20 protein-coding genes are annotated in these 23,630 nt (G+C 64.3%); 14 read left to right on the top strand and 6 right to left on the bottom strand.

What is annotated here, in order from left to right; translation table 11 throughout:
* Positions 1-61: 61 nt before the first annotated feature.
* The 11 genes from SALB1_RS02160 to SALB1_RS02110 all read left to right on the top strand — a co-directional run bounded on the left by SALB1_RS02160 (position 62) and on the right by SALB1_RS02110 (position 12,655).
* Positions 62-1,054, top strand: coding sequence for an ABC transporter substrate-binding protein (locus SALB1_RS02160; RefSeq protein WP_199678660.1), 993 nt, complete (start codon positions 62-64; stop codon positions 1,052-1,054).
* Positions 1,055-1,059: 5 nt separating this feature from the next.
* The gene (locus SALB1_RS02155) at positions 1,060-1,947 is read left to right on the top strand and encodes an ABC transporter permease (protein ID WP_109992366.1); all 888 of its coding nucleotides are present in this window, start codon (positions 1,060-1,062) and stop codon (positions 1,945-1,947) included.
* A 28-nt stretch (positions 1,948-1,975) separates the two neighbouring features.
* Positions 1,976-2,842 (top strand): ABC transporter ATP-binding protein, encoded by an 867-nt coding sequence (locus SALB1_RS02150; protein ID WP_109992365.1) that lies wholly within the window; start codon positions 1,976-1,978, stop codon positions 2,840-2,842.
* A gap of 85 nt (positions 2,843-2,927) precedes the next feature.
* Positions 2,928-3,926 (top strand): ABC transporter substrate-binding protein, encoded by a 999-nt coding sequence (locus SALB1_RS02145; RefSeq protein WP_109992364.1) that lies wholly within the window; start codon positions 2,928-2,930, stop codon positions 3,924-3,926.
* 12 nt (positions 3,927-3,938) lie between these two features.
* Positions 3,939-4,613, top strand: a complete 675-nt coding sequence (locus SALB1_RS02140; RefSeq protein WP_109992363.1) for a cysteine hydrolase family protein — start codon at positions 3,939-3,941, stop codon at positions 4,611-4,613.
* Positions 4,613-5,344 carry an urea amidolyase associated protein UAAP1 gene (locus SALB1_RS02135; protein WP_109992362.1) on the top strand — a complete coding sequence of 244 codons (732 nt, stop codon included), beginning with the start codon at positions 4,613-4,615 and terminating at the stop codon, positions 5,342-5,344. Before SALB1_RS02140 ends, SALB1_RS02135 begins: the two co-directional genes overlap by 1 nt.
* 21 nt (positions 5,345-5,365) lie before the next feature.
* Positions 5,366-6,004 carry an urea amidolyase associated protein UAAP2 gene (locus SALB1_RS02130; protein WP_109992361.1) on the top strand — a complete coding sequence of 213 codons (639 nt, stop codon included), beginning with the start codon at positions 5,366-5,368 and terminating at the stop codon, positions 6,002-6,004.
* 255 nt (positions 6,005-6,259) lie between these two features.
* Positions 6,260-9,877: an urea carboxylase gene (gene uca, locus SALB1_RS02125; RefSeq protein WP_109992360.1), complete on the top strand. Its 3,618-nt coding sequence runs from the start codon at positions 6,260-6,262 to the stop codon at positions 9,875-9,877.
* Positions 9,874-11,706: an allophanate hydrolase gene (gene atzF / locus SALB1_RS02120; protein WP_109992359.1), complete on the top strand. Its 1,833-nt coding sequence runs from the start codon at positions 9,874-9,876 to the stop codon at positions 11,704-11,706. Before uca ends, atzF begins: the two co-directional genes overlap by 4 nt.
* Entirely contained in the window at positions 11,706-11,966 is a 261-nt protein-coding gene (locus SALB1_RS02115) for a hypothetical protein (RefSeq protein ID WP_145961218.1), read from the top strand. The genes atzF and SALB1_RS02115 overlap by 1 nt, the downstream gene beginning before the upstream one ends.
* A complete protein-coding gene (locus SALB1_RS02110) occupies positions 11,963-12,655 on the top strand; it encodes a hypothetical protein (protein WP_109992357.1) in 693 nt (230 codons plus the stop codon). Before SALB1_RS02115 ends, SALB1_RS02110 begins: the two co-directional genes overlap by 4 nt.
* A gap of 102 nt (positions 12,656-12,757) precedes the next feature.
* Here SALB1_RS02110 and SALB1_RS02105 read toward each other — a convergent pair whose 3' ends face one another.
* Entirely contained in the window at positions 12,758-13,540 is a 783-nt protein-coding gene (locus tag SALB1_RS02105; protein ID WP_109992356.1) for an N-acyl homoserine lactonase family protein, read from the bottom strand.
* A 519-nt stretch (positions 13,541-14,059) separates the two neighbouring features.
* On the opposite strand from SALB1_RS02105, the gene SALB1_RS02100 reads away from it, so the two are divergent.
* A complete protein-coding gene (locus SALB1_RS02100; protein ID WP_158590588.1) occupies positions 14,060-14,509 on the top strand; it encodes a universal stress protein in 450 nt (149 codons plus the stop codon).
* Between the two features lie 23 nt (positions 14,510-14,532).
* Here the strand turns inward: SALB1_RS02100 and cysQ are convergent, their stop codons facing one another.
* Together cysQ and SALB1_RS02090 are read right to left on the bottom strand one after the other, a co-directional pair.
* Positions 14,533-15,333, bottom strand: a complete 801-nt coding sequence (gene cysQ / locus SALB1_RS02095; protein WP_109992354.1) for a 3'(2'),5'-bisphosphate nucleotidase CysQ — start codon at positions 15,331-15,333, stop codon at positions 14,533-14,535.
* A gap of 77 nt (positions 15,334-15,410) precedes the next feature.
* Positions 15,411-16,727: a DEAD/DEAH box helicase gene (locus SALB1_RS02090; RefSeq protein WP_109992353.1), complete on the bottom strand. Its 1,317-nt coding sequence runs from the start codon at positions 16,725-16,727 to the stop codon at positions 15,411-15,413.
* A 601-nt stretch (positions 16,728-17,328) separates the two neighbouring features.
* Here SALB1_RS02090 and trxA point away from each other — a divergent pair.
* Both trxA and rho read left to right on the top strand, forming a co-directional pair.
* The gene (gene trxA, locus SALB1_RS02085; protein WP_109992352.1) at positions 17,329-17,655 is read left to right on the top strand and encodes a thioredoxin TrxA; all 327 of its coding nucleotides are present in this window, start codon (positions 17,329-17,331) and stop codon (positions 17,653-17,655) included.
* Positions 17,656-18,102: 447 nt separating this feature from the next.
* Positions 18,103-19,317 carry a transcription termination factor Rho gene (rho, locus tag SALB1_RS02080; RefSeq protein ID WP_199678889.1) on the top strand — a complete coding sequence of 405 codons (1,215 nt, stop codon included), beginning with the start codon at positions 18,103-18,105 and terminating at the stop codon, positions 19,315-19,317.
* A gap of 762 nt (positions 19,318-20,079) precedes the next feature.
* Here the strand turns inward: rho and SALB1_RS02075 are convergent.
* Genes SALB1_RS02075 through SALB1_RS02065 form a run of 3 tightly spaced genes read right to left on the bottom strand, consistent with a single transcriptional unit; the run spans position 20,080 to position 23,566 of the window.
* Positions 20,080-20,703: a membrane integrity-associated transporter subunit PqiC gene (locus SALB1_RS02075; RefSeq protein WP_109992351.1), complete on the bottom strand. Its 624-nt coding sequence runs from the start codon at positions 20,701-20,703 to the stop codon at positions 20,080-20,082.
* The gene (gene pqiB, locus SALB1_RS02070; RefSeq protein ID WP_109992350.1) at positions 20,700-22,352 is read right to left on the bottom strand and encodes an intermembrane transport protein PqiB; all 1,653 of its coding nucleotides are present in this window, start codon (positions 22,350-22,352) and stop codon (positions 20,700-20,702) included. Before pqiB ends, SALB1_RS02075 begins: the two co-directional genes overlap by 4 nt.
* Entirely contained in the window at positions 22,349-23,566 is a 1,218-nt protein-coding gene (locus SALB1_RS02065) for a PqiA/YebS family transporter subunit (RefSeq protein WP_370453240.1), read from the bottom strand. Before SALB1_RS02065 ends, pqiB begins: the two co-directional genes overlap by 4 nt.
* Positions 23,567-23,630 lie beyond the last annotated feature (64 nt).

Genomic DNA, 23,630 nt, shown 5'->3' with positions numbered 1-23,630 from the left:
AGCGGCGGTCCATCTCTTTTTTCGAAGCGGGCAAGAATCTCTTCTTCCTCAGGAGCGCATGATGAGAAAACTCTTCAGATACATGCTGATCGTTCTGACCCTCGGCATCGGCATTCAGGTCGCCGCGCCAGCAATGGCCAAGGGGCCGATCACCATCGGCATCAGCGACTGGCCGGGCTGGGTGGCCTGGTATGTCGCCGAGCAAAAAGGCTATTTCAAGAAGTACGGCGCCAACGTGAAGCTGGTCTGGTTTCCGTCGTATATCGATTCGGTCCAGGCGCTGGCCGCCGACAAGCTGGATGCCAACAGTCAGGCCCTGATCGATACGCTCGCCCCGATCGAGAAGGGCGTCCCGCTCAAGGTCGTACTGGTGACCGATAACTCGGCCGGCAACGATGCATTCATGGCCAAGCCCGGCATCCAGAGCCTCAAGCAACTCAAGGGCAAGACCGTTGCCTTCGAGCGTTATTCGATCGAAAACTATCTGGCCTACACCGCGTTCAAGCGACACGGGCTCAACATCGACGACAGCAATATCGTGAGCATGACCACCGGCAGTGCGGCCTCGGCGTTGATGGCCGGGCGGGTCGCGGCAGCCGGTGTGTGGAACCCCTGGATCAACCGTATTCAGCAGCACGGCAAAGGCCATGCGTTGTTTACCAGTGCGTCGGCGCCGGGGCTGATTCCGGACCTGCTGGTGGCGCAGCAAAAGTCCCTCAAGGCCAATCCCGAGCAGTACAAGGCCATCGCCAAGGCCTGGTTTGCGGTGGTCCGGTTCATCAATGCCCATCCGCAAGAGGCTGCCGCGATCATGGCGCCGCATGTCGACCTGAAGCCCAAGGAATACGAGTTGTCGCTCAAGGGCACTCGGTTTTTCGGCGAAAAACTCAATCAGAAGGCAATGAACAAAAGCGATGCCCCGGAGTCGCTGTATACCAGCACCCGGGATACGGCTTCCTTCCTGATGAAGTCCGGCAAGCTGTCCAAACAGCCTGATCCGGCCTCATTCATCGACGCGAGCGTGGTCAATCAGGCCATGGCTGCGCAGGACTGAAGGCCATGAAGAGCCAGGCGGTTGCACAAGGGTCGGCCGCGCATGCCGGCACTGATAAACCTCGCGCACGCGATCGCGCCGTGACATCGGCCACGGCGCGACCGGCGGTTCGTCGTCGCCCGCGGCTGCGGCTGCAGCAATCGATTCCGCGCCAGTGGTATGTCACGTTGTCGATACTGGGTTTCGTGCTGCCGCTGCTGGGCTGGGAGCTGCTATCGCGCAGCGGCGTGATCGACAACCTGTTCCTGCCGACGCCGGCAGACGTGGTCGAGCAGGCCTGGGCCTGGGCGCACGGTTCGCTCGCGCAGGACACCTGGGCCAGCATCCTTCGGGTAACGAGCGGTTTCGTACTGGCCGCCTGTCTGGGCGTGCCACTCGGCGTGTTCATCGGGTCGTTCAAGGCCGTGGAAGGCTTCTTCCAGCCGATCAACGATTTCGTGCGCTACATGCCGGCGGCCGCGTTCATCCCGCTGATGATTCTCTGGGTCGGCATCGGTGAAGGCTCGAAGATCGCGATCATCTTTATCGGCGTGTTCTTCCAGATCATCGTCATGGTGGCCGATGTGGTCCGGCAGGTGCCCGGCAGTTGGCTGGAAGCGTCCTACACTCTGGGTGCGACCCGGGGCGAAGCGCTGCGGCTGGTGATCTGGCGCGGCAGCCTGCCGCCGTTGATCAACATCCTGCGCGTGAATATGGGCTGGGCCTGGACCTATCTGGTGGTGGCCGAAATGGTGGCCGCGAACAAGGGGCTCGGTTACGCGATCCTGCAGGCCCAGCGGTTCATGAATACCGCCACCATCTTCGCCGGGATTCTGATTATCGGCGTGATCGGCCTGCTGTTCGACCTGTTCTTCCGTCAGCTGCACCGGCGGCTGTTCCCCTGGCTGCACTGAACGCGCCCAAGATCCGAAGGAATCCGAGATGAGCGATCAAGTCCTGCACATCGAATCCGTGGCGAAACGCTACCCCGACGGCCACGGCGGCATGCAGACCGTGCTCGACGATATTTCGCTGCGCGTCGAGCCGGGCGAGTTCGTCACCGTGATCGGGGCCTCGGGCTGCGGCAAATCGACCCTGCTGCGCCTGGTCGCCGGGCTCGAGCACAGCCAGGGCGGCGTCATCCGGCTCGGCGATCGGGTGGTCGACCAACCTGGAGCCGACCGCGGCATGGTGTTTCAACACTACACGCTGTTTCCCTGGCTGACGGTCAAGCAGAACGTGATGTTCTCGCTCGAACTCGGCGCCAACATGCGGGCGATCGAAACAGAGAGCGAGCTCTCGGGGCTGGTGGATCGTGCCTATGCGCTGATCGAGATGATGGGGCTGGACGATCGTCGCGATCATTATCCCAATCAACTATCCGGCGGCATGCAGCAACGCGTGGCGATCGCCCGCGCGCTGTTGTCACGTCCGCGGGTACTGCTCATGGACGAGCCGTTCGGCGCGCTGGATGCCCAGACCCGCGAGGTCATGCACGACCTGATCCTGCAGCTTTTCGCCGTGGAGCCGACCACCGTGATGTTCGTCACCCACGACGTCGAGGAAGCGGCCTACCTCGGCGACCGGGTGGTCGTGCTGGCACCGCATCCCGGCCGGATCGACGGTATCCATGACATGGCCTGGGGCCGTGAGCGTGAGCCGGCACTCAAGCTCGATCCCGAATTCACCCAGGTCAAGGGCCAGCTGACCGAGCGGATCCGGGCCACCTCGGGGATGGAGGCCGATCACAAGCTGATTGAGCGCATGACCGCGCTCGGTCGCCGTATGCAAGGCCGCGGTGCCCGCTGATCCGCGACGTCCCACCTGTTTCGAATGCCCTGTTTGCGTATCCGGCCGTTCAACGCGGCCCTGTCTTGAGAACTGGAGATCGATCATGAAACGGAACCCATCGCGCCGTGCTTGTTGCGGCCTTATTGCCATCCTCACACTGGTCGCCGTGTCGCTGGCCGGACCGGTGCTGGCGGCGCAACCGCTCAAGCTTGGCGTGGTCAACTGGATCGGCTACGGGCCGCTCTACGTGGCCGATGCCAAGGGCTATTTCAAGGCCGAGGGCGTGGCGGTGCATATGGTCACCTTCAGCGATAACGCCACCATGCCGTCGGCGCTGGCGGGCGGGGCCATTGACGGCGCCGCGCTGACCTACGACCAGGTCATCAACGCCGATGCGAAAGGCCGTGCGCTGCAGGTCGTGATGCCGATCGACTACTCGGACGGCGCCGATGCCATCGTCGCGACCCAGTCGATCACCAAGGTCGAGCAGCTCAAGGGCCAGAAGGTGGCGTTCAATCCGTTGTCGCCGTCGGCTTTTCTGCTCGACTACGCGCTGGAACAGAACGGGCTCAAGCCGGGCGATATCCAGCCTGTGTCGATGACGCCCGACGATGTACCCAGCGCCATGCTGGGCGGATCGATCAAGGTCGGCGTGACCTACGAGCCCAGCGTGTCGCGCATCGTCGATCACGGCAAGGGCTTCCATGTGCTGTATTCCTCGCATCAGGCCCCGGGCCTGATCACCGATGTGCTCGTGTTCAAGAAAAGCTACATCGCTGCGCATCGCGATCAGATCAAGGCCGTGATTAAGGCATATCTCAAGGGCCTGGATTTCATGCAATCGCACCCGCAGGAAGCAGCGGCCATCATCGGCAAGCAGCTGCGTATCGATACCGATCAGGTGGCTGCCCAACTCAAGGGCGTCAAGAACCTGCCACTGGACCAGATGCCGGCGACCTTCGCTCCGGGCTCCAGCAGCCAGTCGTTCTATGTCAGCGGCAAGGTCATCAGCCAGGTTCTGCTGCGCAAGAAGCAGATCGAGTCTGCGCCCAAGATCGCGGACACGATCGATCCGAGCATCGTGCAGTCGCTGTCCAACTGATCGGCCGGCGCCATGAGCCAAGCGCTACTCGTCATCGATATGCAGCGTGATTTCTGCGAGGCCGGCGGCTATGCGGCCGCCTGCGGGCTGGATATCGCGCTGCTGAGACAGCCGATCGAACCGACCGGCCGGCTGATTGCGGCGGCGCGCCAGAACGGTATTGCCGTGATCTATACCCGGGAGGGCCATCGCCCGGATCTGGCTGACTGTCATCCGGCCAAGCTTGCGCGCAGTGCGGCCTGCGGCGCATCGATCGGTGCGCATGCCAGCCTCGGACGCCATCTGGTGCGGGGCGAGCCCGGGCATGATGTTGTGCCCGAGCTGGCCCCGGCCGCCGGCGATCCGATCGTCGACAAACCCGGCTACGGTGCTTTCTACCAGACCGATCTCGAGCTGCTCCTGCAGGCCCGGGGCACGACCCATCTGTATGTAACCGGCGTGACCACCGATATCTGCGTGCACTCGACCCTGCGCGAGGCCATCGATCGCGGCTATGAATGCGTGACCGTCGCCGATGCCTGCGCGGCCGCCGATGTGGGCATTCACAGCGCGGCCCTGGGTCTGATCGAAGGCCCCGAGGGGCCGATCCTCGGTCGGGTACGCGATACCGCGACGGTGCTGGCCGATTGGGGCAGGGGCCAGCCAGCCGCCGCTTCAAACAACGCCAATCAAGGAGCCCTGACCTGATGACAAGCCAAGCCATCGATTACGAAACCCATCTGCCGGGCGGTCAGCACTGGTCGCTGCGGCTGCGTCGCGGGACCACCCTGCGGCTGACGGCCGCCGAGGCCGGCGCCAATGTCGGGTTGTTGATGTACAACCCGGAGAACCTGCTGGAACGGCTGAACCTGCCGGACACCCTCAAGTGCCAGCACAGCTTCAAGCTGACCCGCGGCCATTGTCTATATTCCGACATGGGCCGGATATTCGCCTCGATCATCGAAGACGACCTGGGCTGGCACGACAGCGTCGGCGGCAATCTGAATGCCGGGCACATGGTGGCCAAGGGCTGGCAGCCGGTCAGCTTTCAGGCCGCGCTCAACGACCGGACCCAGACCGGCCACGACAGTTTCCTGATCGAGCTGGCCAAATACGGCCTCGGCGCGCGCGATCTGGCGGCCAATCTGAATCTGTTTTCCAAGGTGGTGGCCGACGATGCCGGTCAGTTGCGCTATGTGCCGGATCATTGTCCGGCCGGGGCCGCGGTCACCCTGCGTTTCGAGATGGATACGCTGGTGGCCCTGCACACCTGCCCCCACGCACTCGACCCCAGCGCCGACTATCCCAGGCGCGGCGTGGATATCGCCCTCGGCACCGCGCCGCCGCCGGACGAAAACGATATCTGTTGGGCGCACTGCGCCGAGAACGCCCGCGGTTTTGCCAACAACCGTCTCTATCACCTCGGCGCTGCGCGCTAATCACGATTCCAGGAGTTCGCCATGACCATCGCGAGTAACCGGCGTGCCGAAAACGCCGTATCCCGCCACCTGATCGACGCCGGCGATCATTACATCGGCCCGGTCCAAGCCGGCCAGACGATCCGTATCGTCGATGTCGACGGCAACGAGGCGGCCGACACGCTGTTCTTCAATGCCGATGATCCATCCGAGCGCTATAGCTGTATGGATACGGTCCGCGAGCAGGGCCAGGTCTATCTGACCACCGGCAGCGAGCTGCGCTCCAACCTCAATAACGTGATGCTGACCATCACCGCCGATACCGTCGGTCGCCACGACACGCTCGGCGGCGCCTGTGCCAGCGAGTCCAACACGGTCCGCTACGACCTGGAAAAACGGCATATGCATTCCTGTCGCGACAACTGGATGCTGGCGATCGCCAATCATCCGGAATACGGCATCGACAAACGCGATATCGCGCACAACATCAATTTCTTCATGAATGTGCCGGTGACCGCCGACGGCGAGCTGTACTTCGACGACGGCATCTCCGGGCCCGGCAAGTATGTGGAAATGGCCGCTGCCATGGACGTGGTGGTACTGATCTCGAACTGCCCGCAGCTCAACAACCCCTGCAGCGGTTTCAATCCGACCCCGCTGGAAGTGTTGATCTGGGATTGATTTTGAATACAGACCAGTCCAGTCCGCGAATGAACGCGAATTAAACGCAAACAGGAAAAGGTTATTTTATCTGCAAATTGCGCAGATTTAACAGATTAAAAACACAGTGTTTTCTTCCTTAATCTGCGTCATCGGCGAAATCTGCGGATAGATGCCTTGTTCGCGTTCATTGGCGAACCATCAAAAAGCGGCCGTGGGACGACTCATGGCGTTGCGAACTTCCGCGGGACGACCCGCGACTAGCGAAATCGAGCCATGTTCAACAAAGTTCTGATTGCCAACCGTGGTGCCATCGCCACCCGCATCCAGCGCAGCCTGCGCGCGGCCGGCATCGGCTCGGTCGCGGTCTATGCCGAGGCCGACCGCGATGCGCCGTTCGTGCAAACGGCCGACGAGGCCTACTCGCTCGGCGCGGGCAGCGCCGCCGAAACCTATCTCGATCGCGACAAACTGCTCGACATTGCGGCCTCGGCCGGCGCCGGGGCGATTCATCCGGGCTATGGATTTCTGTCGGAAAACGAAGACTTCATTGCGGCCTGCGAAGACGCGGGTCTGGTCTTCCTTGGCCCCACCGCCGAGCAGGTCCGCGCTTTCGGCCTCAAGCACGAGGCGCGCCGCCTGGCCGAAGCCGCGGGCGTGCCTCTGGTGCCGGGTTCGGGGCTGCTGCACGATGTTGAGACAGCCCAACGCGAAGCGGCCCGAGTCGGCTATCCGGTCATGCTCAAGTCCACGGCCGGTGGCGGCGGGATCGGCATGCAGGTCTGCGAAGACGAGGCCGGGCTGGTAGGGGCCTTTGAGTCGGTCCGCGGCCTCGGGCAGCGCAATTTCGGCGATGCCGGGGTATTCGTCGAGGCCTATATCGCCCGGGCGCGGCATCTGGAAGTCCAGATATTCGGCGACGGGCAGGGCACGGTCATCGCCCTCGGCGAGCGCGATTGTTCCACCCAGCGCCGCAATCAGAAAGTGATCGAGGAATGTCCGGCGCCGGCCTTGAACGAGGTTGTACGCCGCGAGCTGCATGCCACGGCCATCGCCCTCGGCGAGTCGGTAAACTATCGTAGCGCCGGCACCGTGGAGTTCATCTACGATGCGGCCCGCGAGGCCTTCTTTTTCCTCGAGGTCAATACCCGCCTGCAGGTCGAGCACGGCGTCACCGAAGCGGTCTGGAGCGTGGATATCATCGACTGGATGCTGCGGCTCGGCGCTGGCGAGGCCCTCGATCTGGCCGCGCTGACCCGCGATCTGACGCCGACCGGGCATGCCATCCAGGCCCGGCTGTATGCCGAGGATCCGCACCACGATTTTAGGCCCAGCGCCGGCTTGTTGACGGCAGTCGAGTTTCCCGAGGCCGGCGATCTGCGCATCGATCATTCGATCGAGGCCGGGCTGGAAGTCTCGCCGCTGTTTGACCCGATGCTGGCCAAGGTGATCGTGCATCGCACCGACCGCGACAGCGCGCGGGCACGGCTGGCCGAGGTGCTGGACGCCAGTCGGGTCTATGGCATCGAAACCAATCTGAGCTGGCTGGCGCATGTGCTGCGCGATACGCGATTCGCCGCGGCGGATATCCATACCCGCTGGCTGGGCGCTCTCGACTGGGCGCCGCCGACGTTTGAAGTGCTCGACGCCGGCCCGCTGACCACGATTCAGGATCTGCCGGGCCGGCTCGGCCACTGGGATGTGGGTGTGCCGCCTTCCGGGCCGTTCGATGATTTCTCATTCGCGCTCGGCAACCGGCTGCTGGGTAATCCAGCCGATGCCGCCGGCCTCGAGATCACGCTTGCCGGGCCGACCCTGCGCTTCAATCGGGCAACCCAGGTCGTGCTGGCCGGAGCGGCTATCGAAGCCCATCTGGACGGCGCCGAAGTCGAGACCTGGCAGGTGATCGATGTGCCGGCCGGCGCCACGCTCGCGCTCGGCCGTGTTCAAGGCGGGGCGCGCTGCAATCTGCTGATTGCGGGCGGCATCGATTGCCCGCGCTATCTCGGCTCGCGATCCACCTTCACCCTCGGCCAGTTCGGCGGTCACGCGGGGCGTGCCCTGCGTACCGGCGATACCCTGCCGTTGACGGCGGTCGATCCGGTGCCGGCCCGCCGCCTCGCCCCGGAACTGCGCCCGGTCTTCGGCGCGCCCGGCGAAGGCACCCGGCACTGGGACGTCGCCGTGCTGTACGGTCCGCACGGCGCGCCGGATTTTTTCACCGAAGCCGATATCGACACGATTTTCGGCCATGACTGGGAAGTGCATTTCAATTCCAGCCGGACCGGTATCCGTCTGATCGGTCCGCGGCCGGAATGGGCGCGCGAGACCGGCGGCGAGGCCGGCCTGCACCCGTCGAACATCCATGACAATGCTTATGCCTTCGGCACCCTCGATTTCACCGGCGACATGCCGGTCATACTCGGGCCCGACGGGCCGTCGCTCGGCGGCTTCGTCTGCCCGGCCACGACCGTGCGCGCCGAGCGCTGGAAACTCGGTCAACTGGCCGCCGGCGATACGGTGCGGTTCGTGCCGGTTTCGCTGGAGACGGCCCGGGCACTCGAGGCACGTCAGCGCGCCGTGATCGATACACTTGCCGCGGCGGCCGAACCGAAGCGAGTCGTCGATCGCGGGACGCCGATACTGCGCGAACTCGATGCCGCTACCGCGGGCGAAAAGCTGGTCTACCGCCGTGCCGGCGACGATTTCCTGCTGATCGAATTCGGCGAGATGACGCTGGATATCGCGCTGCGTTTTCGGGCCCATGCCTGGATGCTTTGGCTGCAGGCACATCCGATCGAGGGTAGGGCCGAACTCACGCCGGGCATCCGTTCGCTGCAGATCCACTACGATCCCAATCGGCTGACGCTGCCGGCGCTGCTGGCCCATCTCGAGGCCGCCGAGCGCGAGTTGCGCGAAGTCGAAGATCTGGAAGTGGAGTCGCGGCTGGTGCATCTGCCGCTGTCCTGGGACGACCCGGCCTGCCGCGAGGCGATCGAGAAATACCAGCGCAGTGTGCGCCCGGATGCGCCCTGGTGCCCCAGCAATCTGGATTTCATCCGGCGCATCAACGGCCTGGACAGCGAGGCCGAGATCCGCGACATCCTGTTCAATGCCCGCTATCTGGTCATGGGCCTGGGCGATGTCTATCTGGGCGCGCCGGTGGCGACCCCGCTGGATCCGCGCCAGCGTCTGGTCACCACCAAATACAACCCGGCCCGGACCTGGACCGCCGAGAACTCGGTGGGTATCGGCGGCGCCTATCTCTGTGTGTACGGCATGGAAGGCCCGGGCGGTTACCAGTTCGTCGGCCGGACTCTGCAGATGTGGAATCGCTATCGCGAGACCCGGCATTTCAACAAGCCCTGGCTGCTGCGCTTCTTCGATCAGCTGTCTTTCTACGAAGTGACGCATGACGAGCTGATGGCGATCCGGACCGAATTCCTGCACGGGCGCTTCGATCTTGAGACCGAAACCGTGCGCTTCTCGCTGGCCGAGTACGAGCGCAATCTGGCCGGCACCGAGGAAGCGATCACGGCCTTCCAGGAAAAACGCGAGGCCGCGTTCGCCGAGGAAATGGCGCGCTGGCGTGCCAACGGCCAGTTCACCTTCGAAGACCACGTCCCCGAGACCAGCGAAACCGCCGAGCTGGCGGCCCACGAAGCAGCCGTCGATAGCCCGGTGGCGGGCAGTTTGTGGAAGCTGAAGGTCGCGCTGGGCGACGAGGTCGCCGAGGGCCAGGTCGTGGCGCTGGTGGAATCCATGAAAATGGAAGTGGAGATCGTGGCCCGCGGCCCCGGCCGGATCGCGCGCCTGCCGATCGCCGAGGGTGGGGCGGTCACGGCCGGCCAGCCGGTGGTAATCCTCGACGCCAACACGGAGGCCTCGGCATGACCTGCCGCGATCTGACCCAGCATACGCTGCATGCCGCCTATCGCCGCGGCGAACTCACCCCGAGAACGCTGGTGGCCGGGCTTCTGGCCGACGCCGCCGAGCGCGGCGCCGATCCGACCTGGATCCGGCGCTTGAGCGCCGATGAGCTCGAACCCTATCTGGCCGCGCTCGACGGCGAATCGCCGGACAGCAAGCCACTTTATGGCCTGCCGTTCGCGATCAAGGACAACATCGACCTGGCCGGCATCCCGACCACGGCAGGCTGCCCGGCGTTTGCCTATGTGCCCGAGCGGCATGCCTTCGTGGTCGAGCAGCTGATCGCGGCCGGGGCGATTCCGCTCGGCAAGACCAATCTCGATCAGTTCGCGACCGGCCTGGTTGGCGAGCGCGCCCCGGCCGAATACGGCGTGCCGGGCAATGCCTTCGATCCCGACTATATCCCGGGCGGTTCCAGCAGCGGTTCGGCGGTGGCCACCGCGGCCGGCCAGGTCAGCTTTGCGCTGGGTACCGATACCGCCGGTTCCGGCCGGGTGCCGGCCTGTTTCAACAATCTGTTCGGCCTGAAGCCCACCGTGGGATTGCTGAGCAATCGCGGGGTGGTGCCGGCTTGTCGCAGCATCGATACCGTCAGTCTATTCGCGCTGACCGCCGACGATGCGGCGGCGATTCTCGATGTGGCGGCGGTCTTCGACGCCGACTGCGCCGAGTCGCGCCACCACGATTTCGCCGTCGCCGGGCAGTGCTATGGTCAGGCGCCGGCGTCATTTCGTTTCGGTGTGCCACGGGGCGAGCAATGGCAGACCGATGCCGCTTATACCCACTGCATGGAGACGGCGATCGGTCAACTGCGCGCGCTCGGTGGCGAACCGGTCGAGATCGACTGCAGCCCGATGCTGGCGGCCGCGCAGCTGCTTTATGGCGGGCCCTGGGTCGCCGAACGCTACCATGCAGTGCGAACGCTGATCGAGCGCGAGCCCGAGGCGTTGCATCCGGTCACCCGTCAGGTGATCGAAGGCGGCCGGGCGCTGAGCGCGCTGGATGTCTTCGATGCCGGTTATCGCCTGGTCGAGTACAAGCGGGCGGCCGATCGTCTGCTGGCCGCGGTGGATGTGATGCTCGCGCCGACGACTGTGACGCATCCGAGCAAGGCCGAGGTGACCGCCGAGCCGCTGGCAATCAATACCCGGCTCGGCACGTGGACCAATTTCATGAACCTGCTCGATTACAGTGCACTGGCCGTGCCGGTCGCGATCGGCGACAACGGGCGCCCGGGCGGGGTGACGCTGTTCGGCCCGGCGTTTGCCGATCTGTCGTTGTTGAGTCTGGCGCGCGCGCTGGAAGCACGGCTGGCCCTGCCGCTCGGCGCGACCGGCCAAGCGCGCCCGGCGCTGCCAGCGTTGCCGGCGGCGAGCGATGGCACGCTCGAAATCGCGGTTTGCGGCGCTCATCTCGACGGGTTGGCCCTGAACCATCAGTTGGTGGAGCGCGGCGGCAAGCGTACGGCGATTACCAAAACCGCGCCGCGTTATCGATTGTTCGCGCTCACCGCCGACCGGCCGCCGCGCCCGGCGCTGATCGAGGATGCCGAGACGGGCCGTGCGATCGCCGTCGAATTGTGGCGGCTGCCCATGGCCAGCCTCGGCAGCTTCCTTGCAGGTATTCCAGCGCCCCTCGGTCTGGGCCGCATCGAACTCGTGGACGGCCGTTCGGTGACCGGTTTCATCTGTGCCGCCGGAGCCCTGCAGTCCCAGGGTGAGGTCATCGAAATCACGACCTACGGCGGTTGGCGTGGCTGGCTGGCATCCCGGACCGGGCAGGAGGCGTGCTGATGAATCCCGGACAGCCCGCCGGCTTCACGACCGTTCCCGCTGTCGACATCGGCGATCTGCTCAGTGGCGCTATCGACGCCCGCGCCGAGGCGTTTGCATGGGCCGCGCGGGATGGGGCAGCGAACCGGGAACCACGGCAGGCCAGCACGATTCTCCATGCTCGGGCCATCCGGATCTTCAACCCTCGGCAGGCGTGCCGGGCGCGTGGCGGGATCACGGCGACCGCTGGCCGCTACGCTCGCCGTAGCGGCGTTTCGTGAGCGCGGTCCCGGCGCACTATCGCGGCCTGTGGCGACGCCGGCGTTATGTCGAGCCGGCCGCGGGCCGTGCATTGCTGGAGGATACGGCGACCGAGGTGTATTGGCTGCAGACGGCCTGCTGGCATGCCGATCTCCGGATACCGGTCGATAGCCCGGATTTCACCGGCATCCATAGCCTCGCCGACTGTGATCGTGCGCGGCTAGCCTGGATTGCCGGGCTGACCGCCTTTGCCGGGCGTACCATTGTCGAGGGCCGTTTCTGTACCTGGCACCGGCTGGTGGATATGGCGCCGGGGCGGGACAAGGACATCGGCGCGATGCGGTTTCTATCCGACCGTCTGCTCGAGGAACGCCATCCGGATGGCCGCTATCTTGAACGCTGGGAGAAGGTGGCGTCGGGTGATGCCGCGAGCGAGAGCGCCCGTCTGGACGAAACCGGCCTCCCGGTCTGGTTGCAGCAGGGGGCGCACGCATTCCTGATCCGGCCCCGCCCGCTGCTGGGCGCCGATCACGAGCTTCTGGCATCACCCGACGAACTGTCGACCGCAGCGCTTGCCGAGCGGGCGGCCACCGAGATCAGCTACGTCGGCCGTGCGGCCGAGGGATGGCGCATCGAGCGTTCGACCCATCCGTGGCGCATCGGACAACTCTGTGAGGCGCCGAACGTTGCCGGGCCATGCCCCGGGTGAGAATCGCCGGTGCGATGCGGCGCCCTTGAGACTGGTGCTCAAGCAAGAGGACAGGCGGCGTGCCGGGTTTGCAGCCCGAGAGTGCGGTTGCAGTCGCCCGGATCATTCACGAAAGCCCGGAAAGGGCGGTAGCGTGCGATAGAAGTCGAAGTCGTGATTGGGCCAGAGATCGGCGCCCTCGCTGGTGGCCAACTGCTTTAGCCGTCGGATGCTGTCGACGGCGTCGGTTTCGCGATCCTGCCAGCAATAGCCCGGGGCGATTTCCTCGTCCAGGTTTTCCATCAGGTCCGCGGCGTCGCCGCACAGGATGACCGGTGGCCCTTTGGGCAGCTCGATCAACAACGACATATGGCCGGCGGTATGGCCCGGGGTCTCGATCGCCCGGATACCGGGGGCAAGCGAGTATTCCGCCGGCTGGATACGCCAGTTTTCACGGTCGGCGATTTCGTCGGCGAAGATACCGCTGACCTCGCCGGTGTCCGCCGCCGCGACTTCGTCGCGATGAATATGCACCTCGCAGCCGGGCACATCGCACAGCCCGCCGGCATGGTCGAAGTGCAGATGGCTGAGGAAGACCAGATCGATATCGGCTACCGTCAGGCTCAGGCGGCGAAGATACTCGGGGATGCGCTGGGTCTGCGACATCTCGGGCACTTCGAAGGTCGGCCGCATCGGTTCCAGATAACGCGCGCGCAGTTCCGGCGTCGCGATCTTGTGATAGTCACAGCCGACATCGAACAGGATGCGGCCGTTGGGCGTTTCGATCAGATAAGCCAGGATGGGGGCATCGATGTAGATGCCGCGGCCGTGGCCGCGCGTGGACACGGTCTTTTCATAACGATGGGTGGCCGTCAGCAGTGGCCGGATGCGTAATGCGCCTGTCATGGGGTCTGATCTCCAGGGGCGGAATGCAGAGGTCGAAGGGTGTTGTGACGATGAGCGGCGGCAACACGGTCTGTTGTTGACGGCAACCGACGGGTAACCGAGCGGTTTCCGGGTCAGTCGGCGGTTTTCGTTGCTGTCCTCCGGGCTTCGAATATCTTCGAAACAGGGCCGGGGCCCATGCAGCGAACTCGTCTACGGGCGGTTTGACTATAGATTATCCAGACAACGATCGGTACCGAAGCCGGAGCGATAAAACGACTGTCGCCATCGGGCGCCCCATCGGTGTCATGCCTGCACCGTTCGGCGGGTGGCGAGTCGGCGCGAGTGACGCTTGCGGGACCGGGCGCCTGGTATATCGGCTCCATCGACGGCACGCCGAAATCCGTTGCCGTTCAGTCCCGGATCGAAATGACGGCTGCCGCCAGCCGGCCCAGCTTGGGGTAAACAAACGGTTAAATGACGGGAGGGGCCGGAGCGTGGTATCAAGCAATTACAGACTTGATGGTTCGCCAGGGCCTTATGCAGAACTTCGACACCATTCTTCTGGCCTACGACGGCAGCGAACAGGGGCGGATCGCTTTGCGCCGGTCGTTGCCGCTGCTCGGTGCGGGCGAGGTCCGGACGCATCTGCTGGCCGTCGTACCGTTGACGGGCGCGGTGGCTGCCGCCGAGGGGTTTTACACCGAAAGCATGTACGAGTCCGAGCGTGAGCGGGTGGAGAATATCCTGGCCGAGGGGGTGGACATGCTCAAGGCCAAGGGGATCGACGCCCAGGGTTATGTCCGGGTGGGCGAGCCTGCCCATCAGATCGCGAAACTGGCGAGTGAGCTCGCCGTGGATCTGGTGATCGTGGGGCATCAGCGGCGGGGCGTCCTCGCGCGCTGGTGGCAGGGCTCGGTCGGGGCCTCGTTGCTCGACCGGCTCGATTGCAGCCTGCTGATCGCCCAGGATCCGTCAATCGAAACCTGACACCCCGGTTTCGTACCGCGGTCCTATTTGGGAACGTAGGCCAGCCAGTCGTGGCTCGCGTCGCCGTAGGCGATGAACCAGTCGTTGAGCAGACTGTCGGTTTCGTTGTAGCGCAATGGCCGGCCGCGGGCATCGGTGACCTGGCCGCCGGCGGCCTTGAGCACGGCGTGACCGGCCGCGGTATCCCATTCGCTGGTGGGGCCGAGCCGGGGATAGAAATCGGCCGCGCCCTCCGCGATTACGCAGAATTTCAGCGACGAGCCCATGCTCACGGGTTCGTAGTCGTCCATATCGGCCAGCAGGCGTTCGATGGCGTCCGAGCGATGCGAGCGCGACACCAGAATACGCGGTTTATCCATGTGGGCCGGGCTGACCCGGATGGGCTGGATTTCGCCGTCGCCCTCGCGGCGGAAGGCACCGAGGCCGTTCGCGCCGAACCACAGCGTATCGAGTGCCGGCGCATAGACGGCGCCCAATACCGGCCGGCCGTCCTTGATCAGTGCGATATTGACGGTGAACTGATCGTTGCGATTGACGAATTCCTTGGTCCCGTCCAGCGGATCGACCAGCCAGTACTCGCGCCATTCCGAGCGCGTGTCGTAGTCGATGTCGGCGCCTTCCTCGGACAGCTGGGGCGTGTCCGGGGTCAGGGCCGACAATTCGGCGGCGATCACGCGGTGTGCGGCGAGGTCGGCCTGGGTCAGCGGGCTGTCGTCGTCCTTGGTGATGACGTCGAAATCGCTGCGGTAGATCGGCAGCGTCCTGGCGCCGGCCTCGACGGCGATGCGACAGACGGCGTCAAGCAGTTCGCGGGTGATCTCCATGGCCTAGGCAGTAACGTTCGCAGTAAAACACTGCATCATACCGGCCCTGTTATCGGGCACAAGCCGTATGCGGCCAATCAGCGGCCGCCCGGGGATCGCCGATTGCCGTTACCGCCGCGCCGCCGGTTGTTGCCGCCGCTGCGCGGCTTGCGCTTGCGCTGCGGCGCGCGGGTGTAATCGCGCACGAACGCGTCCTCGGTCGGCATCTCGGCATCGATCTTGTGCTCGATGTAGGCCTCGATGTCGGGCAGCGAGTAGACGTACTCCTCGCAGGCGAAGGAGATGGCCTGCCCGGTGTTGCCGGCCCGTGCCGTCCGGCCGATGCGATGGACGTAGTCCTGGGCGTCCTGCGGCAGATCGAAGTTGATCACATGCGACACATCCGGGATGTGCAGGCCGCGGGCCGCGACGTCGGTGGCGACCATGATCGGGAGTTGGCCGGTCTTGAATTCCTCCAGCAGGCGCAGCCGCTTGTTCTGTGCCACGTCGCCGGACAGGGTCGCCGCATTGAAGCCATTGGCGATCAGCGTGTCCTGAATGCGCTCGGCCATGCGCTTGGTATTGATGAAGATCAGCGTGCGCCCGTCGCCGATGCGCCGCAGGACGCCGATCAGCAGTGCGAGCTTGTCGTCCTTGGAGACGTGATAGAGCTTCTGCTCGATGGCGCCGATATTGACCGTTTCGGTATCGGTGCGTACCAGCTTCGGATCGTTCATGTGCTCGTAGGCGAGCTCGAGTACGCGATGCGACAGGGTGGCCGAGAACAGCAGGTTCTGGCGCCGCCCGGGGGGCGGCATCTTGCGTAACATGTAGCGGATATCGTCGATGAAGCCGAGGTCGAACATGCGATCGGCCTCGTCCAGCACGGCGACCTCGATCGCCTTGAGCGTATAGATCTTCTGCTTGTAATAGTCGATCAAGCGGCCCGGCGTGCCGATCAGGATATCCACGCCTGCCGCGATCGCCTCGCGCTGGGTGTCGTAGCCCGTCCCGCCATAACAGACCACGCATTTAAGGCCTGTGTCGGCAGCCAGCGGCAACGCATCCTGATAGATCTGGTCGGCCAGCTCGCGCGTCGGTGCCAGAATCAGGGCTCGGGGCTGTGCCGCGCCGGAGGGGGCATGCTCGCTGGGTTCCGGCGCCTGCCGGATCAGCCGGTCGAGGGTGGCCAGCAGGAAAGCGGCGGTCTTGCCGGTGCCGGTATGCGCCTGGCCGGCAATGTCGACGCCGGCGAGCGCCAGCGGCAGGGTCTCGGCCTGGATCGGGGTGGCATGGGTAAAGCCCCGCGTGTTCAGACCCGATACAATGCTGTCATGCAGGCCGAGCGCGTCGAGGCGGGTGTCGGTGACCAGCTTGCGCGGGGTGGCGTCGTCGACTGTTTCGGTATCGCTCATTGAATTCTCATCGCGCCGGGGTCGGCGGTTTAAGGGCTGTTTGAAGTTCCGTTCGCGCCCGCTTCACATCGATGACACGGCAGGCCTTGTTTGGTGCTGCGGACACAGTGTAGGCCCGCACAGGCGCGCCGCAACGATGCATTGCGGCCGTATCGGCGTTGTCCGGCGGCGTGGTGTCCGCCTGTAAACAAGCAGCGCCACAACGCCGTCGGGCCGGCATCGCGCGCGGTGCGGCCATGCTCGGCCGCCCGCGCCACGCCGGGCAGGATCAGCGCCCGCGGCGCGGATCTCGTACGAAACATGAACAGGGCCCGGAAAAAAAGGGTTGAAAAAATGCTTGAGATTAGCTCCAATACAAGCGAAGATTATGCATGCAACAAACCGTTGCACGCTCGAGTTGCATCAACTCGCTTTCCGGCGCTTGTTTTGTGCAACCCGCACTATAACAGTTTGTAGCCGTGACGACCGGGTCGCAGGGCTTCGCAAGCTTGCAAACTTTTCCCGCGCCCTTAGTTAGGTGTTTGAGGCTTTGCTCCTTCGACGGATCGAAAGCCGATCAACCCGATTCCATATTTGTCCTGCTCGGATGTGAGGACGCTCCATGAGTGAAAATATCGTCAAAGTCAGTGACGACAGCTTTGAAAACGACGTGCTGTCGGCCAAGGGCCCTGTCCTGGTCGATTACTGGGCCGAGTGGTGTGGTCCATGCAAGCAGATCGCCCCGGTGCTCGACGAGCTCGCCGATCAATACGAAGGCAAGCTGACGATCGCCAAGCTTAATGTCGACGAAAACCCCGACACCCCGCCGCGCTATGGTATTCGCGGTATTCCGACCCTGATGCTGTTCAAGGACGGCGAAGTGGCCGGCACCAAGGTCGGCGCTGTCTCCAAGAGCCAGCTTGCCGAATTCGTCGATCAGCATATCTAGTCTGATTCGACCCGCGTGCCGCCGAGGGCGATTGGCGGCACGCATCGAACATCCATCCTTGAATCGTTGCCCGACCCGGCGACGACATATCCCGAACGAGCGTATATAACCGTGTCCGAAGAAACTGTTGAAGAACGCCAGTCCAAGGATTCCACCCCTTCGAATAACAACAACGGTGGTACCGGCGGCAACGGCGGCAACAACAACCGTCGAGGCCGGCGTCGCAAGAACAGCAATGGCGGCGGCTCTGGTAACAACAACAATAATAATAATAATAATAAGAAGAGCAGCAGCGGGAATCGCGGTCGGTCCGGCGGTAACAAGGGGCCGAACAATCCGCCCAACGAGGACATCGACGAGGCGGAATTCGAAGCCTATGCCGGCGTCGCCGGGGATGGACCGATTCTCAATCTGACCGAACTCAAGCGCAAGACGGCCGCCGAGTTGATGGAGATGGCCCAGGACATGGACCTGGACAATATCTCGCGGCTGCGCAAGCAGGACCTCATCTTCGCCATGCTCAAGGCGCATGCCAGGTCCGGTGAGCGCATCTACGGCGACGGCGTGCTCGAGATCCTGTCCGATGGCTTCGGCTTTCTGCGCTCGAACGAGTCGTCCTACATGGCCGGCCCGGACGATATCTATGTCTCGCCCAGCCAGATCCGGCGCTTTTCGCTGCGCACGGGCGACAACATCCGCGGGCGTATTCGGCCGCCGAAGGAATCGGAGCGCTACTTCGCGCTGCTCAAGGTCGATGACATCAACGAGGATCCGCCCGAGAAATCCAAGGGCAAGGTGCTGTTCGAGAACCTGACGCCGCTGTTTCCGACCGAACGGTTGCACATGGAACTCGGCAACGGTTCGACCGAAGACATCACCGCGCGCACCATCGACCTGGTTGCGCCCTTCGGCAAGGGCCAGCGCGGCCTGATCGTCTCGCCGCCCAAGGCCGGCAAGACGATGATGATGCAGAACATCGCCCAGTCGATCGCGCATAATCATCCGGACTGTCATCTCATCGTGCTGCTGATCGACGAGCGGCCCGAGGAAGTGACCGAGATGGAGCGTGGCGTACGCGGCGAAGTGGTGTCGTCGACCTTCGACGAGCCCGCCTCCCGCCATGTCCAGGTCGCCGACATGGTGATCGAGAAGGCCAAGCGTCTGGTCGAGCACAAGAAGGATGTCGTGATCCTGCTCGACTCCATCACCCGTCTGGCCCGGGCCTACAACACGGTTGCGCCGTCGTCCGGCAAGGTGCTCACGGGTGGCGTGGACGCCAACGCGCTGCAGAAGCCCAAGCGCTTCTTTGGTGCCGCGCGTAACGTGGAAGAGGGCGGCAGCCTGACCATCATGGCCACCGCGCTGATCGAGACCGGCTCCAAGATGGACGAAGTCATCTACGAGGAGTTCAAGGGCACCGGCAACATGGAGATTCATCTGGATCGCCGTATCGCCGAGAAGCGGGTCTATCCGGCCATTCACGTCAATCGGTCCGGCACCCGTCGCGAAGAGAAGATGGTCCCGCAGGACGAATTGCAGCGCATGTGGGTGCTGCGCAAGCTCCTGCATGGCATGGACGACCTGGCGGCCATGGAGCTGCTCATCGATCGCATGAAGCAGACCAAGACCAACGCCGAGTTCTTCGACTCCATGAAGCGCTGACCCGGGTTGCGTCAGGAAAAAGCGGGCTCCGGCCTGCTTTTTTCGGTTCTTCGCGGATTACGGGGGCCATTGCGCCCTGCGGGTCCCGAGCGTTCAAGCAAGTGTAGATATGAGTAAGCAGTGCACTGGGCTGGCAGCGCCGAACAGGCGCTCGGAAAGCCCCGTCCCGGGCGTCTTCGCCGAACTCCGGTTTCGCGCTGCAGCGCGAGTCACTTCTCTTGCTTGCTCACGAGAAGTAACCAAGAGAAAAGCACCCGGCACGGCGCCGGCTTCGCCGGTTCACGTCGAGGCGTGGTGCCGGCGGGATGCGCCCAGAACGCACATCGCTTTGGCGATGCTCAAACAGGCTGGACGCACCGGCGCCGTGCGCCGGACACCCGCCGGCACCACGCCTCGCCGTCGCCGCACAACGGGACGGAAATACAGACACGGCGCATCGGAGCTTGGCGTATTCCGTAAACCGTTGTATCGCGGCCCATCTATTAATCCGGCATCAAAACAGCTGACTTGATCAGCTGCTTTCAACGCCTTCAAAAATAAAAGCCGGCGCCTGTCCGTCTTTTATTTTCAAAGGCTTCGCGGCCGATGGCCGCGGCGAGCATACGGTCGCATACGCGCGCTATTAACCCGAAAAATCATCTATTTTTGTGCCGGGTTAATAACTATCGAGCCCAGCATCCGGCTCGCCCCGATCCCGAAAATACGCGAAGAGCCTTTTTTTATGCCGGTATCGTGGCACCGGCGCGTGCCATCACCCCGGGCTCAGGGTCGTGGCGCCGAAGCGAGCTTATCCGTCAGTGCCCGCACCATGCCGCGCGCAATGTCCTGCCAGCCGCGGGACAGGCTGTCGACCAGTGCCGGATAGCCGTCGCCGGCCAGTGGGACGGTCTTTTCGAAGGCGTGTCCGTCCAGGATCTTGCCTTTCGGTCCGACCAGCGTCCAGCGCCCGGCGATATGCGCCGCGCCGTCGTAATGGCCTAGAAACTGGTCGACGTGCGTCTGCAGCCGGAAGCGGCCGTTTTGATCGCCGCTGGCGGGCACGACATTCACGCCGGCCAGGCGTTGGTTCAGCGTGGCGTAGAGGTCGTCGGTGAGCTGTCGGGAAAGCGAGGAAGCCCAGCGGTTGTTGTTGGCGATGACGACCTTGTGCGGCCCGGTCTGATAGACGATGCCGCCCTGGTCGAGATAAGACGCAGTCGTGACCGGCGCGATCATCAAGGTCGGTGCGCCGGGCTGTGGCGTGGTGTCCGACGCACTGGCGCCGGCGTCCAGTACGAACAGCGAGGGCGAACGCTGCGTCGTTGCACAGCCGGTGAGCGCGATGAGCGACACGCCCAGTGTCGCGGCTGTGAAGATGCGGCGTAGCGAGGCGCGGAAAAGCATCATGGATGGGCCCTCGGGACCGGGTCCTTGCCGTCGGGACGGCCGAAGATCAGCGAATTGGGGTGGTCACGCAGCGTGCGTGTCAGCGGCGCGGCATTGTCGAGGACCTGGTTCAGACGGTCGATGGTCTGGTTGAGCTGCTGATAGGCCGGCGCGCCTTGCTGGAAGTTGTCGAGTGTGTGCTGCAACTGTTGCAGCGTATCGCTGAGCTGCCCCGGCAGCTTCTGTGTGCCCGGCTCGGCCAGCAACGCATTGATGCGGTGTGTGGCCTGACGCAGTTGCTCCAGTGTCTCGTTGGTCGTGCGCGCGGCATGCTTGACCTGGTCGACGATCGGGCCGATGTCCAGCTTGTTGAGCTTGTCCATGAGATTCGACAGCTGCTGCTGGATGCTCGTGATCTGGCTCGGCTCACTGGGGAATACCGGATACGGGCCCACCTTCTTCGCGTCGTAGTTCCTGGCATGTTGATCGAAGGTCAGGTCGACGAACATCGCGCCGGTCAACAGATTCGAGGATTTAACCGTTGCCCGGAGCCCGTGTTTAAAGAACTGTCGATTGCGTTCGTGCCACTGCTTATTGGTCATGCGGGCCCAGGCCAGGCTCGGGCGTTGTGGCTCGATGGCGATCAGTACCGGAATCTTGAAGCCCGAAAAACTTGAGGGTTTGAAATCCGGCGGATAGAAGGGGACCTTCTCCACTGTGCCCACGCGTAGCCCGCGATACTCGACCGCCGCGCCGGCATTCAGCCCGCGTACCGAGTCGTCGAGCAGAACCACGTATCTGAGCTGGCGTTTGTAGCGATCCTGGGTCGCGGCATTGTGCGTCGCGTAGAGTTTGAAGCGTTCGTCATTGCTTGCGGGCTGGCCGCTTTCCACGTCCGCCGGCTGGCCGAAGGTAACGCCGCCGGCCAGCACACTCTGCAGCGAGCCCAACCGGACATCGACGCCGTCGGAGCCCAGATGCAAATCCACGCCGGAGCGCAGCCAGAACTGTGTGGCGTGGGTGATCAGCTGGGAATAGGGCTTGCTGATGAATACGGTGTAGCGGGTCTGGCGCCTGGCGATCGAGAATCGGCTGTCCTCGATCCGGCCGACATTCTGCCCCTGGTAGACGATCGGATCGCCCACCGACAACGTATTGTCGCCGGAATTGATCAGTTTCACCGTCAGCCCCGGCTTGTTGCTGGGCATCGGTGGCGGGCTGTCCTGAACGTTGAAGTGGCGCTTGTCGCTGCGTTTCTTGGCCGGGCGCAGCTGCAGGTAGGCGCCCGACAGGATGGTGTTCAGGCCGGAAATCCCCTGTGGGCCGACGCGCGGCTTGACCACCCAGAACGTCGCACCGTCGCCGAGCAGCTTGCCGGTGTCCGGATTCATCTGCACGGTGACCTGCGCGCCCTGGCCGTCGTCGGTCAGCGCCACGCCCGTGACATGGCCGACCTGCACGCTGCGCACCTTGAGTTGCGTGCTTCCGGCCTCAATGCCCTCGGCCGTATCCATGTCCAGCGTGATCACCGGGCCGCGGGAGGCCCAATTGTCGTACAGCAGCCAGCCCCCGATCAGCGCGGCGGCGAGCGGGATCAGCCAGACCGGGGAAACACGCCATCGGCGCGGCGTGGTGATTTCGGCGGTATCGTCGGGCGGGTTATCGCTCATGAGGCATTGCCAGGGGCCCGTTCGGGCCAGAGTAAACGGGTGTCGAAGGTGAGTGCCGCGATCATGGTAAGGATGACCACGCCGGCGAAGGCGATCGCGCCGGGCCCGGGTTCGATCGACATCAGCGTGCCGGCCTGAACCAGGGTCGCCAGCACCGCGACCACGAACACGTCAATCATCGACCAGCGGCCGATTTTTTCCGTGATGCGGTAGGCGCGCGTGCGCGCCAGCGAGGCGGCGGGCCGACCGCGGGCGGCGATGCAGAGCCAGGCCAGGGCCACGATCTTGGAGACCGGCACCACGATGCTGGCCACGAAGATCACCGCCGCGATCGGCCAGTCGCCGGATTCGGCCAGATGCAGGACGCCGGCCGCGATCGTCTGCGGCTGGGCATTGCCGAGGGTTACCGTGGACAGTACCGGATAGATATTGGCCGGGATATACAGCAGCGCGGCGGTAACCAGCAGCGCCCAGGTCAGCTGGATGCGATCGACCCGGAACACATGATGACGCTTGCCGCAGCGCGGGCAGCGGTGGCGCGGGTGGGCCACGAACGGCGTGCCACAAGCGCCGCAGGCGACCAGCGACTGGCTTCTGCCGCTGGCTCCGGCATGCGCCGTCATGTCCGGCTCGGGGGCCGGGGCGATCGCATCCCAGAGTGCGGTCCAGTCGATCAGTGTCACCGTGCGCAGCAACAGCAGCGAATAGATACAAAAGGCGATGAACGACGCCCGGATATGGATATCGGCCAGGGATACGATCTTGACCAGGCTGACCAGCACGCCGACGATGAATACGTCGGACATCATCCAGGGTTCGATCGGTCGCAGCAGGCGGGCCAGCGGTATCGCACCCGGCAGTCGTTGATGGCCGGCGCCAAGGCAGAGATAGACCAGGGCGGCGAGATACAGGCCGGGGAACGCCACCGTGGTTGCCAGCAACACGAGCGCAAGCACGCCGTAATGGTCGCCGAGCAACGCCTCGGCCGTATCGGCGAAGCGCATGACGTGGCCCACGCCATGGGTGGAAAAGCCGAGAAACGGAAACGCGAACACCAGAGCAAGCATGATCAGCGCACCAATGGCGCAGGCCATCGGCGCCTGCGCATCCCGCCGCGCGGTGCCGGTCAGGTGATGATGGCAGCGTGGGCAGTGGGCGCGCTGGCCCGGCCTGCGCGCCGGCAGCCAAACCACCCAGTCGCATTCGCCGCACAGGGCCAGTCGCCGGGCCGTGGTCGGCGAGCCCGGTGTCGCGCTGACGTCAGCGGCGGCCGCGGGC

The sequence above is a fragment of the Salinisphaera sp. LB1 genome (genome assembly GCF_003177035.1).
Lineage (GTDB): Bacteria > Pseudomonadota > Gammaproteobacteria > Nevskiales > Salinisphaeraceae > Salinisphaera.
This window is presented reverse-complemented; position numbering and strand designations above follow the sequence as displayed.